General features: G+C 57.4%; 13 protein-coding genes and 1 other annotated feature. Of the genes, 4 read left to right on the top strand and 9 right to left on the bottom strand.

Annotated elements, in window-relative coordinates:
* The first annotated feature begins 77 nt into the window (after nucleotides 1–77).
* Both dsdX and dsdA read left to right on the top strand, forming a co-directional pair.
* Nucleotides 78–1415: a D-serine transporter DsdX gene (gene dsdX, locus KHQ26_RS22805; protein ID WP_004173855.1), complete on the top strand. Its 1338-nt coding sequence runs from the start codon at nucleotides 78–80 to the stop codon at nucleotides 1413–1415.
* Between the two features lie 17 nt (nucleotides 1416–1432).
* Entirely contained in the window at nucleotides 1433–2761 is a 1329-nt protein-coding gene (dsdA, locus tag KHQ26_RS22800; protein WP_029497067.1) for a D-serine ammonia-lyase, read from the top strand.
* A 3-nt stretch (nucleotides 2762–2764) separates the two neighbouring features.
* Here dsdA and KHQ26_RS22795 read toward each other — a convergent pair whose 3' ends face one another.
* From KHQ26_RS22795 to KHQ26_RS22775, 5 genes are all read right to left on the bottom strand, one after another.
* The gene (locus KHQ26_RS22795) at nucleotides 2765–3187 is read right to left on the bottom strand and encodes an anaerobic sulfatase-maturating enzyme domain protein (protein ID WP_020805055.1); all 423 of its coding nucleotides are present in this window, start codon (nucleotides 3185–3187) and stop codon (nucleotides 2765–2767) included.
* Nucleotides 3188–3261: 74 nt separating this feature from the next.
* Nucleotides 3262–3624, bottom strand: a complete 363-nt coding sequence (locus tag KHQ26_RS22790; protein ID WP_109226746.1) for a DUF202 domain-containing protein — start codon at nucleotides 3622–3624, stop codon at nucleotides 3262–3264.
* On the bottom strand, nucleotides 3614–3961 hold the full coding sequence (locus KHQ26_RS22785) for a YidH family protein (RefSeq protein WP_020805043.1): 348 nt from the start codon (nucleotides 3959–3961) through the stop codon (nucleotides 3614–3616). The genes KHQ26_RS22790 and KHQ26_RS22785 overlap by 11 nt, the downstream gene beginning before the upstream one ends.
* A gap of 101 nt (nucleotides 3962–4062) precedes the next feature.
* Nucleotides 4063–5385, bottom strand: a complete 1323-nt coding sequence (locus KHQ26_RS22780; RefSeq protein ID WP_002923306.1) for a 6-phospho-alpha-glucosidase — start codon at nucleotides 5383–5385, stop codon at nucleotides 4063–4065.
* Entirely contained in the window at nucleotides 5382–7004 is a 1623-nt protein-coding gene (locus tag KHQ26_RS22775) for an alpha-glucoside-specific PTS transporter subunit IIBC (RefSeq protein WP_002923307.1), read from the bottom strand. The genes KHQ26_RS22780 and KHQ26_RS22775 overlap by 4 nt, the downstream gene beginning before the upstream one ends.
* A 298-nt stretch (nucleotides 7005–7302) precedes the next feature.
* Between KHQ26_RS22775 and KHQ26_RS22770 the strand changes: the two genes are divergently transcribed.
* Nucleotides 7303–8025 (top strand): GntR family transcriptional regulator, encoded by a 723-nt coding sequence (locus tag KHQ26_RS22770; protein ID WP_004151520.1) that lies wholly within the window; start codon nucleotides 7303–7305, stop codon nucleotides 8023–8025.
* Here the strand turns inward: KHQ26_RS22770 and KHQ26_RS22765 are convergent.
* The 4 genes from KHQ26_RS22765 to ibpA form a co-directional block, all read right to left on the bottom strand.
* Nucleotides 8017–9678 carry a putative transporter gene (locus tag KHQ26_RS22765; protein ID WP_020802518.1) on the bottom strand — a complete coding sequence of 554 codons (1662 nt, stop codon included), beginning with the start codon at nucleotides 9676–9678 and terminating at the stop codon, nucleotides 8017–8019. The genes KHQ26_RS22770 and KHQ26_RS22765 overlap by 9 nt on opposite strands.
* A gap of 101 nt (nucleotides 9679–9779) precedes the next feature.
* Nucleotides 9780–10604, bottom strand: coding sequence for a DNA damage-inducible protein D (gene dinD / locus KHQ26_RS22760; RefSeq protein ID WP_009308837.1), 825 nt, complete (start codon nucleotides 10602–10604; stop codon nucleotides 9780–9782).
* A gap of 136 nt (nucleotides 10605–10740) precedes the next feature.
* On the bottom strand, nucleotides 10741–11169 hold the full coding sequence (gene ibpB, locus KHQ26_RS22755; protein ID WP_004145074.1) for a small heat shock chaperone IbpB: 429 nt from the start codon (nucleotides 11167–11169) through the stop codon (nucleotides 10741–10743).
* 116 nt (nucleotides 11170–11285) lie between these two features.
* Nucleotides 11286–11699, bottom strand: a complete 414-nt coding sequence (ibpA, locus tag KHQ26_RS22750; RefSeq protein ID WP_004151523.1) for a small heat shock chaperone IbpA — start codon at nucleotides 11697–11699, stop codon at nucleotides 11286–11288.
* Nucleotides 11693–11768: a sequence feature (ROSE (Repression Of Heat Shock gene Expression) occurs in the 5'-region of heat shock genes and acts as an RNA thermometer to modulate expression.), on the bottom strand. (Overlaps the previous gene by 7 nt.)
* 245 nt (nucleotides 11769–12013) lie before the next feature.
* Between ibpA and KHQ26_RS22745 the strand changes: the two genes are divergently transcribed.
* Nucleotides 12014–12346, top strand: a complete 333-nt coding sequence (locus tag KHQ26_RS22745) for a YceK/YidQ family lipoprotein (RefSeq protein WP_004151524.1) — start codon at nucleotides 12014–12016, stop codon at nucleotides 12344–12346.
* Nucleotide 12347: the final 1 nt, after the last annotated feature.

The following is a 12347-nucleotide window of genomic DNA, read 5'->3' as shown; positions in this document are numbered from 1 at the left end:
AAGGTCATTTATATCGTTTGTCAGCCCATGCCGAGTTTCTATTCAATAACCACACGTTACTTACGGCGAGGTGGGGTATGGAATCGCAAATTTGGGTTGTGAGCACATTGCTGATTAGCATCGTGTTAATTGTATTAACCATCGTCAAACTGAAGTTTCATCCGTTTCTGGCGCTGCTGCTGGCGAGCTTTTTCGTCGGGGCGATGATGGGAATGGGCCCGCTGGAGATGGTCAACGCCATTGAGAGCGGGATCGGCGGTACGCTGGGCTTCCTGGCGGCGGTGATCGGTCTCGGCACCATTCTCGGCAAGATGATGGAGGTCTCCGGCGCGGCGGAGCGCATCGGCCTGACGCTCCAGCGCTGCCGCTGGCTGTCGGCGGACGTGATTATGGTGCTGGTCGGCCTGATCTGCGGCATTACCCTGTTTGTCGAAGTCGGGGTGGTGCTGCTGATCCCGCTGGCATTCTCCATCGCCAAAAAAACCAATACTTCGCTGCTGAAGCTGGCTATTCCGCTGTGTACCGCGCTGATGGCGGTGCACTGCGTGGTACCGCCGCATCCGGCCGCGCTGTTCGTGGCGAATAAACTGGGGGCTGATATCGGGACGGTTATCGTCTATGGCCTGCTGGTCGGTCTGATCGCCTCGCTGGTCGGCGGCCCGCTGTTCCTCAGGCTGCTCGGCAACCGCCTGCCGTTTAAACCAGTGCCAGCCGAGTTTTCCAACCTCGACGTTCGCGAAGAATCGACGCTGCCGTCGCTCGGCGCCACGCTGTTTACCGTGCTGTTACCGATTGGCCTGATGCTGGTGAAAACCGTCGCTGAACTGAATATGGCGAAAGGCGGCACGCTGTATACAGTGCTGGAATTTATCGGCAACCCCATCACCGCGATGTTTATCGCCGTCTTTGTCGCCTATTACATGCTCGGCATCCGTCGGCAAATGGGGATGGGCGTTCTGCTGACTCATACCGAAAACGGCTTTGGGTCCATCGCCAACATCCTGCTGATTATCGGCGCCGGCGGCGCATTCAACGCGATTTTGAAATCCAGCGGCCTGGCCGATAGCCTCGCGGTGATCCTGTCGAACCTTGATATGCACCCGATTTTGCTGGCCTGGCTGGTGGCGCTTATCCTGCACGCCGCCGTTGGCTCCGCCACCGTGGCGATGATGGGCGCTACCGCCATCGTTGCCCCGATGCTGCCGCTTTATCCCGGCGTAAGCCCGGAGATCATCGCCATTGCCATCGGTTCCGGCGCCATTGGCTGCACGATCGTCACCGATTCCCTGTTCTGGCTGGTAAAACAGTACTGCGGCGCCAGCCTCAGTGAAACGTTCAAGTACTACACGACAGCGACATTTATCGCGTCGCTACTTGCACTGGCCGCCACCTTCCTGCTTTCTTTCATTATCTGAGCGCAAAGAGACGTATGATGAAACACGCTGACCTGACCACCTTAACCGCGACCTTCCCGCTTGTGCAGGATCTGATCGCCCTGAAAGAAACCACCTGGTTTAACCCGGCAACCACCACCCTGGCGGAGGGGTTGCCTTACGTCGGTCTGACCGCCGACGATGTGCAAGACGCCCATGCCCGCCTTCAGCGCTTCGCGCCCTATCTGGCGGCAGCCTTCCCGGAAACCGCCGCGAGCGGCGGGATTATCGAATCAGAAGTGGTTGCCATTCCGGCAATGAAACGCAGCCTTGAGCAAAAATTCGGCCAGCCAATTAGCGGCGAACTGCTGCTGAAAAAAGACAGCCATCTGCCGATCTCCGGATCAATCAAAGCGCGCGGTGGGATTTATGAAGTGCTGACCCATGCGGAAAAGCTGGCGCTGGAAGCCGGGCTGCTGACGACCACAGACGATTATCGCAAATTGCTGACGCCGGAGTTTAAACAGTTCTTTAGCCAGTTCAGCATCGCCGTCGGCTCCACCGGCAACCTTGGGATGTCGATCGGCATCATGAGCGCGTGCATTGGTTTTCAAGTCACGGTGCATATGTCCGCCGATGCCAGGGCGTGGAAAAAAGCCAAACTGCGCAGCCACGGCGTAACGGTGGTTGAGTATGAAGAGGACTATGGCGTGGCGGTCGAACAGGGGCGCAAGGCAGCGGAATCCGACCCGAACTGCTTTTTTATCGATGATGAAAACTCGCGCACGCTGTTCCTCGGCTATGCCGTAGCCGGCGAGCGCCTGAAAGCGCAGTTCGCGCAAGCAGGACGCGTGGTCGATGCCGATCATCCGCTGTTCGTCTATCTGCCGTGCGGCGTCGGCGGCGGCCCCGGCGGCGTGGCATTTGGCCTGAAGCTGGCCTTCGGCGACCACGTTCACTGCCTGTTCGCCGAACCGACCCATTCGCCATGCATGCTGCTCGGCGTCTATACCGGGCTCCACGACCAGATAGAGGTGCAGGATTTAGGCATTGATAACCTGACCGCGGCCGACGGTCTGGCGGTCGGCAGGGCGTCCGGGTTCGTTGGCCGGGCAATGGAGCGCCTGCTCGACGGGTTCTATACCCTTGACGACCAGACGATGTATGACATGCTGGGCTGGCTGGCGGCAGCGGAAAATATCCGCCTTGAACCCTCCGCGCTGGCCGGGATGGCCGGACCGCAGCGCGTCTGCGCCAGCAAAGCGTACCATCAGCTGCAGGGGCTGAGTGAGCAACAGCTGCAGCAGGCCACCCACCTGGTGTGGGCCACCGGCGGCGGCATGGTGCCGGAAGAGGAGATGACGCAGTACCTGGCGAAGGGGCGCTAATCTTTAGCGCAGCAGCGGCATCAGCGCCTCTGGCGGCCGCTGCTGTCGTCGCAGGTCCCTCATCACTCGCATATAAGGCCCGCTAAAATCGTAGAACTGCCGGTAACCCGCGCACAGCGGGTCTTTCTGTTCGCCACAGCGGCACAGGCGCAGCCACGGGCAGCCGTAGCAGGCGCTGTTGGCCGCCGGCGCGCCTGGCTGGGTCAGCGTCTCGCCGCACCAGGCGCTCAGCGTCTCGCTAAACAGCAAAATATTGATGCGCCCAATATCTTCCCGCACCCAGCGGTGAAAGACTGCGCAGAGAAACTCTCCCCAAAGCGCGGCGTCGCCGGCCGCCAGCTGCGGAATAAAATGGATAGCGGTGAGCCCCTGTTGACGAAGCTGTGCATAGAACGCCTGCGGTTGATGGCAATGATGCGCCTCCACCACAACAGCCTGAAAGGGAGTGTCATGTTGCTGGCCGGGGGCATGAGTGAGAGGCAAATTCGCCGGACATCCTGTCATGACATATCCCTAATGAATAAAACGATCGGTTGAAGGTGAGTAACAGCAAACAGGAATGCCAGAGAAAGTACTGCGAGTGCGATCAAAAATTTGTCACGAACCGCCCGCGGCTGTAAAAAATCGCTATCGTCGACATCCATCAGATGACGACGGCGGGGATAGCCCCAGAGGATCACCGCCACAATCGCCAGCACGCCGATCGACAGCCAGAACGGCAGGCCGGCGCGGTGCCAGCTGTGCTTAATCGCCAGCGCCATCAGCGCGCCGTAGCCCAACAGGGTGCGAAACCAGGCCAGCGAGGTGCGCTCTGGCTGAAGACCGGGATCGCTTTCCCGCCGCGCCCGGCGTTTATCCGCCATACACCACCAGCAGCATCACCGCGGCCACCACCGCCAGCAGCAGAATGCTAATCACCAGCAGCGTGCGGGTATAGGGAAGGTCCTGCTTGAGACGCATCGCCTTCTCGTTATTCAGCCAGCGCAGATAGCCATAGATGGCCATGCCGCCGGCAAAGAGACACAGCAGCAGGGCGAGAATTTCACGGATCAGCGGCGTGGCAAAGTCCGGCGCTAACTGGTTAAGGCCGACGCCGGCGGCGAGAAAACCGAGCGCCGTGCGGATCCATGCCAGAAAGGTGCGTTCGTTAGCCAGCGAAAAGCGGTAATCCGGCGCTTCGCCGAGGCGGGAGATTTTCATTACAGTTCCTTGTTCATCGCGCTGCAGGCTTCAGCATAGCGTAAATCAGGAACCGGGGAGAAGAACCGGCGCCCCGCAGGGCGCCGGTATTACAACGGGGATTAATGCAGCTCAGGCCAGTAATCTTTGTTGGCGGCAATGAGGTCGTCGAGGATCGCTTTCGCCACCGAGGCGCTCGGCACGGTTTTCGACAGGGTAATCGCCTGCCACAGCTTGTGGTAAGAGCGCTGTTCCCAGGCATCGACCACCAGTTTTTCCACTGCCACCTGCTGGCTCATCAGCCCTTTCTGGAAATGCGGGATGTCGCCGACCGTCAGCGGCTCCGGTCCGTTGTGGCCTACCAGACAAGGGATCTCCACCATCGCGTCGGCGTCAAAGTTATGGATCGCGCCATTGTTCGGCACAATCAGCAGCATCCTTTCCTGCGTGTTAAAGGCGATAGCCGTCGCCAGATCGACGATATAGGAGGCATGCTCGTCAATCTCCAGATCGCCGGCGGTGGATTTCCCGGCGGCGATGATCGCCCGGCAGGCGCTGAAGACGTTTTTCTCCCGATGATCCATCACCTCATTGGCGCGGGTGCGTTCCGGGTTGGAGTGGGCTACCACATAGTCCGGGAACAGATAATATTTCAGGTAGGTATTCGGCATGGTCTGCGGATCCAGCGCCTGCACATCTTTCGCTTTGGCAAAGGTGTCGTTCCAGCTGGCCTCGGTGTGCGGATCGTTCGAGGGCGGCACATAGCCGTATTTCGCCACATATTCGCGCAGTTTCGGCATCAAATCATTGCCGTCGAGGTCCTCAATCGACGTCCACCAGCCGAAGTGGTTGAGGCCGTAGTAGCGCACGCGCATCTGTTTACGGTCTTTGAGGCCGACAATCTGCGCCATCCGCCCTTCAATGCCGATCGGCATATCGCAGATGTTGAGGATTTTGGCGTTCGGCCGCAGACGACGTGTGGCTTCCGCCACAATCGCCGCCGGGTTGGAGTAGTTAAGCATCCAGGCGTTCGGCGAATATTTTTCCATATAATCCACCAGCTCCAGCACGCCGCCGATAGAGCGCATACCGTAGGCGATCCCGCCCGGTCCGCAGGTCTCCTGGCCCAGCACGCCGTGGCGTAGCGGGATTTTCTCATCTTGTTCACGCATCGGATATTTCCCGACGCGGATATGCGCCATGACAAAATCAACATCGGTAAACGCCGCCTGCGGATCGGTGGTATAGCTGAACTCAATCTCCGGCGCCTGCTCTTTGAGGATCACTTTGCACGCCTCGGCGATGGTCTCCTGGCGCGCGCCGTCGTTGTCATAAAATTTCAGCGACCGCAGCGGAAAACGATCCTGGTTTGCCAGCAGCATCAGGACAATGCCCGGGGTGAAGGTGCTGCCGCCGCCTGCGATAACAACTGAGAATTTTTTCATGATACTGCCTCCGTCATGGTGGTATGTTCGGTCGAAAGAGAATCTTTCATCAGGTTTTCCAGCTGGTCGCGCACCTGGGGAACGTGCAGGCCGACGATGACCTGAATCCCGTTGCCGCGGCGTACTACCCCGTGGGCGCCCAGCGCTTTAAAGACGTCGTCACTTTGCGTTTTCGCCATATCGACCAGCGCGATGCGCAGTCGGGTGGCGCAGTTGTTGATGCTTTCAATGTTGTCGGCGCCGCCGAGGGCCTGCAGGAAGCCAGCGGCCTGACCCAGCCGGGTCTCTGGCGCGGCGGCGGCCGTGGTTTTACCTCGTGCCGCCTGGTAATCGGCCTTGCTGTAGAGCTTGATTTCGCTCTCTTCCCGGCCAGGCGTCTTCAGGTTCAGACGCAGGATCAGGGTACGGAAGACTACGAAGTAGAGGGCGGTGAAACAGAGGCCGATGCCTATCTGAATGAACATCATCGAAGCGTGGTGATGGAACATTGGGATCCAGTTTTGCGGCAAGAATTGATCGAGCAGGCCGCCGCCGAAGTTGCCCACCACGCCGCAGATGTACATCACCGTCGCCATGGTCGCCGCCAGCACCGCGTGAACGGCGAACAGCAGCGGCGAGATGAAGAGGAAGGTGAACTCCAGCGGCTCAGTGATCCCGACCAGCATCGCGGTCAGGGTGGCGGGGATCAGCAGGCCGGCGACCTTGACGCGGTTTTCCGGCGCGGCAGTGAAGTAGAGCGCCAGCGCAATCCCCACCGAACCAAACACTTTCGAGTTACCGTGCAGGGCAAAGCCGCCCTCCGGGAACAGCGTCTTCAGCGGTTCCGTACTCTGACTGAACGCCTGCAGATGCTCTGCCCAGTAGACCTGCAGTCCGCCCTCCACCACCGCCGGGCCAAAGATGAACGGGCCATAGACGAAGTGGTGCAGGCCGGTGGGGATCAGGATGCGCTCAAGGAAGATGTAAACCCACACCCCAAGCGCCCCGGCTGAGCGCAGAAAGGCCTGCAGCGATTCAATACCCAGCTGGACCTTTGGCCAGCCGAGCAGGGTCAGCCAGGCGCAAGGGATCATCGCGAGGAAGGCGACAATGACCACAAACGATGAACCCTGAAAGATGCCGAGGAATACCGGCAGGGGTTTATCGAAATAGCGATTGTGCAGGGCCGTCACCAGACCGGAGATGACGATGGCGCCGATAATGCTGGTGTCGAGGGTTTTAATCCCGGCAATCATCGTCAGGCCGCTGCCGGCCGTGGGTTCAGCGGAAAAATCGACGCCGAAGAAGTGGCCCCAGGTCATCCCCATGGCGTTGATAAAGTAGTTCCAGGTGAGAAAGCTCACCAGCACCGCCAGACAGGCCCGGCCCTGGGCCTGTTTCGCCAGGCCGATCGGCAGACCGACGGCGAAAATCAGCGGCATATTACGAAAGACGGTCCAGCCGCCCTCCTCAATGATGTGAACGATCTGGGCAAACAGGCTGTCGGGTGCGGTCAGCGCTTCGCCGACGAACATCGGGTTGCGCAGCATGATGGCGATACCAACCACAATCCCGGCAAAAGGGAACAATAAAACCGGGGTAAACATGGCGCCGCCAAAGCGTTGTATTTGACTGAGCATTGGGAAATCCTCATGTAACAACTCGTAGGGTGAGTGGCCTTCTTTTTCTTGATTACCGGCCTGACTGGAGAATAAAAATTTGCCCGTCCGACAACATGCCGCGCCGTTGCGATTCGTGATCCCATTCATGGTTTTAATTTGGCCAAAGTTGTCTACTTCGATAACAAAAGTTAGACATCGATAAGTCAGGCAGCGAAATTAACTAAATGAATGTGTCTTAATTGATTGTAATTAACCTACTTTTTTAGAAAAAAGAGCACAAAGCGACATCCCCTTTTCCTGCACAAGAGGACTACTGGTGATCTATAAATCCATTGCTGACCGCCTGCGGCTGCGGCTGAATTCCGCCGACTTCGCCATCGGCAGCCCGCTACCAGGAGAGAAAAAACTGGCCGAGGAGTTCGGGGTGGCGCGCATGACTATTCGCAAAGCCATCGATCTGCTGGTGGACTGGGGATTGGTTGTGCGTCGCCACGGCTCGGGAACTTACGTGGCGCGTAAAGACGTCCATCATGAAACCAGCAATCTGACCGGCCTGGCGGAAGTGCTGCGCAAGCAGGGTAAAGAGGTGGTGAGTCAGGTGCTGGCCTTCGAGGTGATGCCCGCCCCGCCGGCCATCGCCAGTCTGCTGCGGATTAAAATTGATGAACGGATCTACTTCTCACGGCGGGTGCGCTACGTCGACGGCAAGCCGCTGATGCTGGAGGATAGCTATATGCCGGTGAAGCTGTTCCGCAACCTGTCGCTGAGTCATCTGGAAGGGTCGAAATTTGATTATATTGAGAAAGAGTGCGGGATCATCATCAGCGGGAACTATGAAACGCTGACGCCGGTGCTGGCGGACAAGCAGTTGGCGCGCTCAATGAACGTCCCGGAGCAGACGCCGCTGCTGCGTATTACCTCCCTTTCCTACAGCGACAGCGGCGAGTTTCTTAACTATTCGGTCATGTTCCGCAACGCCAGCGAGTATCAGGTGGACTATCACCTGCGCCGCGTCCAGGCGCAAAGCCCGCTAGCTTAGCCCCCAGAACAGCACGGCGAGTAGCTGCGGGGTGATAATGCGCAGGAACATCACCAGCGGATAGACGGTGGCGTAAGAGAGCGCCGCTGCGCCGCTGGTGGCGTGCAGGTTGTTGGCGAAGGCCAGCGCCGGCGGGTCAGTCATGGAGCCGGCCAGCATGCCGCACAGCGTCAGATAGTTCATTTTCGCCAGCATGCGCGCGAGGATGCCCACCGTCAGCAGCGGGATGGCGGTGATGAAAATGCCGTAAGCGATCCAGCTCAGACCATCGCCCTGGGTCAGGGTGGCGACAAAGTCACCCCCCGATTTTAGCCCGACCACCGCCAGAAACAGCACTATCCCCAGCTCGCGCAGCGCCAGGTTGGCGCTCGGCGGCATAAACCAGTACAGCTTGCCGATACTGCCGATACGCCCAAGGATCAGCGCCATAATCAGCGGCCCACCGGCCAGTCCCAGCTTCAATGCGGCAGGGAAGCCGGGAATAAACAACGGGATAGATCCCAGCAGTACCCCGAGTCCGATGCCGATAAACACCGGCAGCATCTGGACCTGCTGCAGCTTCTGCTGAGCGTTACCCAGTTCGGCGGCCACGGCGTCAATTGCCTCCGGACGGCCGACCAGGTTGAGGATGTCACCAAACTGCAGGCTGGCGCTGCTGCTGGCTACCAGCTCGACGCCTGCCCGGTTAAGCCTGGAGATCACTACGTCATAGCGCTGTTTGACGTGGAGATCGCGTATTTTCTTCCCCAGCACTTTTTCGTTAGTGACCACCACCCGCTCCACTTTCAGATCGGTGCCGCGCGTCGACAGCGAGGTTGCCACCTCCTGGCCTATCACCAGCTGCGCATTGTGCAAATCCTCAGGTCGCCCCACCAGGTGCAGCAGGTCGCCAGCCTGGATAAGGGTGCCCGGCGCAGGCACCATCAACAGCTCGCCACGCTTCAGCCGCGAACAGACGATGTTGTCGCTATTGAGCATCGGCACATCCTGAATCGCCATCTGGTTGAGGTTGGGGTTCTCCACCCGCACGTTAATGGTGTGCAAATGAGCGTGGCCGTTGCCGCTGCTCTCCTCAAACCGCTGGGCCTCTTTCTCGATATTGATGCGAAAGAACAGACGCACCAGCCACATGGTCAGCAGAATGCCGCAGATGCCGAACGGATACGCCATCGCGTAGCTCATCCCCATTTGATCGACCACCTCGAACGGTACGCCGAGATCGCGCAGAATTTGCTGCCCGGCCCCCAGCGCCGGCGTGTTGGTCACCGCACCGGAGAAGATACCGAGCACCACCGGGAGAGGAATATTGAACAGCTTATGCAGCACCGCGGTCACCAGGCCGCCGAGGATAACGATAAGGATAGCGAACAGATTGAGCCGCAGGCCTGAGACCCGCAGCGAGGCGAAAAAGCCCGGCCCCACCTGAATACCGATGGTGTAGACGAACAGGATCAAGCCGAATTCCTGAATAAAATGCAGCATCGGGCTGCTGAGGGCGACGCCCGCCTGATCGACAAAGTGGCCGACGATAATGCCGCCAAATAACACGCCGCCAATACCAAAGCCAACGCCGCGGATTTTGACATTGCCGATCCACAACCCAACCACCGCCACCAGCGCCAGCACGCTGACCGTCAATGCTATCTCACTCATGGTACCGTCCCTGTGAATAACATTATTATTAACAGGGATTATGACCGCGGCCAGGCGGATTGTATGCTGCCTGGCGCACAATAATCATGGAGTAAGATACGCTATTCAGGCGCGTTCTTATTTTTCGCTGCGATAGTGAGTTGCTGAATACTTTTCTCCGGGGAAGGAAGTGCTTCAGGCATAGTGCCACCCAGGTCTTTAATAGTCTGGCGTACTTTTTGCCCTACGTCATAATGCGTTTTGTTGGCGAGTTGCTTCGAATCAACCGCGTCCCGACGTAGTTTTTCTTCCGTTTGGGTAGCACGAAACAGGTTGGCCGCGAGCTCAGTCGATCCCATATAGTCGAGTATTTTTTGGCTTTTCTTTAGGCCCTTACGCTCATGGATTGCTTTTTGGTCAAGACCACCATAGAGACCTTTATAACCATGGTTTTGAAAGACAGCAAAATCAAGAGTCGTCTCAACACCAGCACGTTGGGCCGTTTCAACCAGATGTTTATTATGCTCTTTGAGCTCATTGCGCAGGAACAGTCGCTTTTCATCCTCTCGTAGAGACTTAAATATTTGATCATCTTGCAATTCCTGGCGCCGGGTTTGCAAGGCAAAGTACGTTTGCCCCGCAGCAATCACCGGTTTCGACGGATCGCCATTTTGCACTACCAGATAGCAGGCGTAGCGTGAGAGGTGGAAATCTTCAAGATTCCTGCTGGCGCCAGAACCTAATTCGACCATTTTGTTGGTTTCAACAAAATGGTCTGCCGAGGGATGACCACTCGCCTCACATGAAATTATCGCTTTTGCAATGACCTTATAAAAATTCCGCCACTCTTTATAGTCAAGCAGGGGACCAAGGTTGCGGGCAGACCAATACTCCCGCCCCGCCTCATCGCTCTTTCTAATCGCTTCAAATGGCTGCTGTTCGTTCATAACGTATCCTTGTTTGAGTGAGTCCCAAAGTATGATTGTTTTTTAAACTGAAACACCCGTTGCAGCAAGGAAGTTTATTGTGCTCTCGCACACAAAAAAGCCCCGAAAATCGGGGCCTTATAAGTTATTCGCTTAATTAACTATTTAATGCCGGTCGTTCGCTGATGGCGATACGCTGCGGGGCGATCTGCTCAGGCTCATTGCGGGTCAGATCGATATGCAGCAGGCCATTGGTGAAGGTCGCGCCAGAGACCTCCATGTTGTCGGCGAGGGTGAAGCTCAGGCTGAAGGCCTGGCTCACCAACCCCTGGTGCAGCCATGTGGTCTCTTTTTCCGGCTGCTGCGGCGTGCCTTTCACCACCAGACGGGTGCCTTCCAGTTGAATATCCAGATCTTCCTGACGGAAACCGGCCAGCGCAAGGGTAATGCGGTAGTGGTTATCGTCGCTTTTTTCGATGTTATAGGGCGGGAAGCTTTGGCTTTCACCGGCGGTTTGCAGGGCGCTGGCCAGTTTGTCAAAACCGATCCATTGACGCAGCAGGGGGGATAAATCGTAGTTACGCATACTGTTTTCTCCTTCTAAGAAGCGAGTGAATACCTGCGAATTCTGTAAATTCGCATCTGCTCCCTGACGGCGAGCAGGTTGTTACATCAGGCCGCCACGCGGCCTGAAACGGACAATTAGTTGATTTCGATGCGGCGCGGCTTGTTCGCTTCCGGGATCACCCGTTCCAGATCGATATACAGCAGGCCGTTCACCAGATTGGCGCCGCGGACGTGAATGTTTTCCGCCAGCTGGAATTTGCGCTCGAAGTTGCGCTCGGCGATCCCCTGATACAGGTAGGTCCGCTCTTTCTGCTCGGCGGCGTGGGCGCCTTTGACGATCAGCAGATTGTCCTGGGCAGTGATCTCCAGCTCGCTTTCAGCAAAGCCAGCCACCGCGATAGCGATGCGATAGTGGTTTTCGTCTACCAGCTCGACGTTATACGGAGGGTAGCCGCCGTTGCTCTGGCTTTGATTGTTTTCCAGCAGGTTGAACAGGCGGTCGAAACCAATGGCTGAACGATATAGCGGGGAAAGATCGAAGTTACGCATAGTAAATAGCTCCTGAAAATCAGCGAGAATCAAATGACCTTCCATCGTGGACAGGCCGCGGTAATCCGGAATACCCCTCAGGCGTATTCTCAGTGGGTTACACCTATAAAATGGGTTTCTCCCCGTCCTTTTCAAGGGATTGAGGGCAATTTTTTTTGCAGTTTATCGATGATTGCTTAGACTGGGTGGAGGAGCACAAAAAGCAAAGTGCGATGCCCGCCACAGTGCGGCGCAATAACACTATGCATTCACGGGATGGCCCGATATAACCGCTGAAAGGTTATCTCAACGCCCGAAACGACAATGGAAGAACAATGAAAAGCAGACGACTGTTAAAGCTGGTCCTGTTCAGCGGGATAATAAGCCTGAGCGGTTGCTCCAGCGTAATGTCACATACCGGTGGCAAAGAGGGAACCTATCCGGGCACGCGATCCAGTGCGCAAACGCTGGGGGACAGCGATACCAACTGGGGTGTGAAATCGCTGGTGGCGCTGGACATGCCGTTCACCGCCGTCATGGATACCCTGCTGCTGCCGTGGGATATGTTCCGCACCGACAGCTCAATCAAATCTCGGGTCGAAAAGAGCGAGAAGGCTACGCTGGCGACCAACTCGGTGATCCCGCCAGCGCCGATGCCTGCCCAGTAAG

Origin of the sequence: Klebsiella sp. 10, assembly GCF_018223925.1 — a bacterium.
Lineage (GTDB): Bacteria > Pseudomonadota > Gammaproteobacteria > Enterobacterales > Enterobacteriaceae > Klebsiella > Klebsiella pneumoniae.
This window is presented reverse-complemented; position numbering and strand designations above follow the sequence as displayed.

Excerpts from the sequence above, each read along its gene's own strand:
- dinD (WP_009308837.1), bottom strand. The coding sequence starts at position 10,604 with ATGAACGAACAGCAGCCATTTGAAGCGATTAGAAAGAGCGATGAGGCG.
- KHQ26_RS22780 (WP_002923306.1), bottom strand. The coding sequence starts at position 5,385 with ATGAAAAAATTCTCAGTTGTTATCGCAGGCGGCGGCAGCACCTTCACC.
- KHQ26_RS22775 (WP_002923307.1), bottom strand. The coding sequence starts at position 7,004 with ATGCTCAGTCAAATACAACGCTTTGGCGGCGCCATGTTTACCCCGGTT.
- dsdX (WP_004173855.1), top strand. The coding sequence starts at position 78 with ATGGAATCGCAAATTTGGGTTGTGAGCACATTGCTGATTAGCATCGTG.
- ibpA (WP_004151523.1), bottom strand. The coding sequence starts at position 11,699 with ATGCGTAACTTCGATCTTTCCCCGCTATATCGTTCAGCCATTGGTTTC.
- dsdA (WP_029497067.1), top strand. The coding sequence starts at position 1,433 with ATGAAACACGCTGACCTGACCACCTTAACCGCGACCTTCCCGCTTGTG.
- KHQ26_RS22765 (WP_020802518.1), bottom strand. The coding sequence starts at position 9,678 with ATGAGTGAGATAGCATTGACGGTCAGCGTGCTGGCGCTGGTGGCGGTG.
- KHQ26_RS22785 (WP_020805043.1), bottom strand. The coding sequence starts at position 3,961 with ATGAAAATCTCCCGCCTCGGCGAAGCGCCGGATTACCGCTTTTCGCTG.
- KHQ26_RS22790 (WP_109226746.1), bottom strand. The coding sequence starts at position 3,624 with ATGGCGGATAAACGCCGGGCGCGGCGGGAAAGCGATCCCGGTCTTCAG.
- ibpB (WP_004145074.1), bottom strand. The coding sequence starts at position 11,169 with ATGCGTAACTACGATTTATCCCCCCTGCTGCGTCAATGGATCGGTTTT.
- KHQ26_RS22745 (WP_004151524.1), top strand. The coding sequence starts at position 12,014 with ATGAAAAGCAGACGACTGTTAAAGCTGGTCCTGTTCAGCGGGATAATA.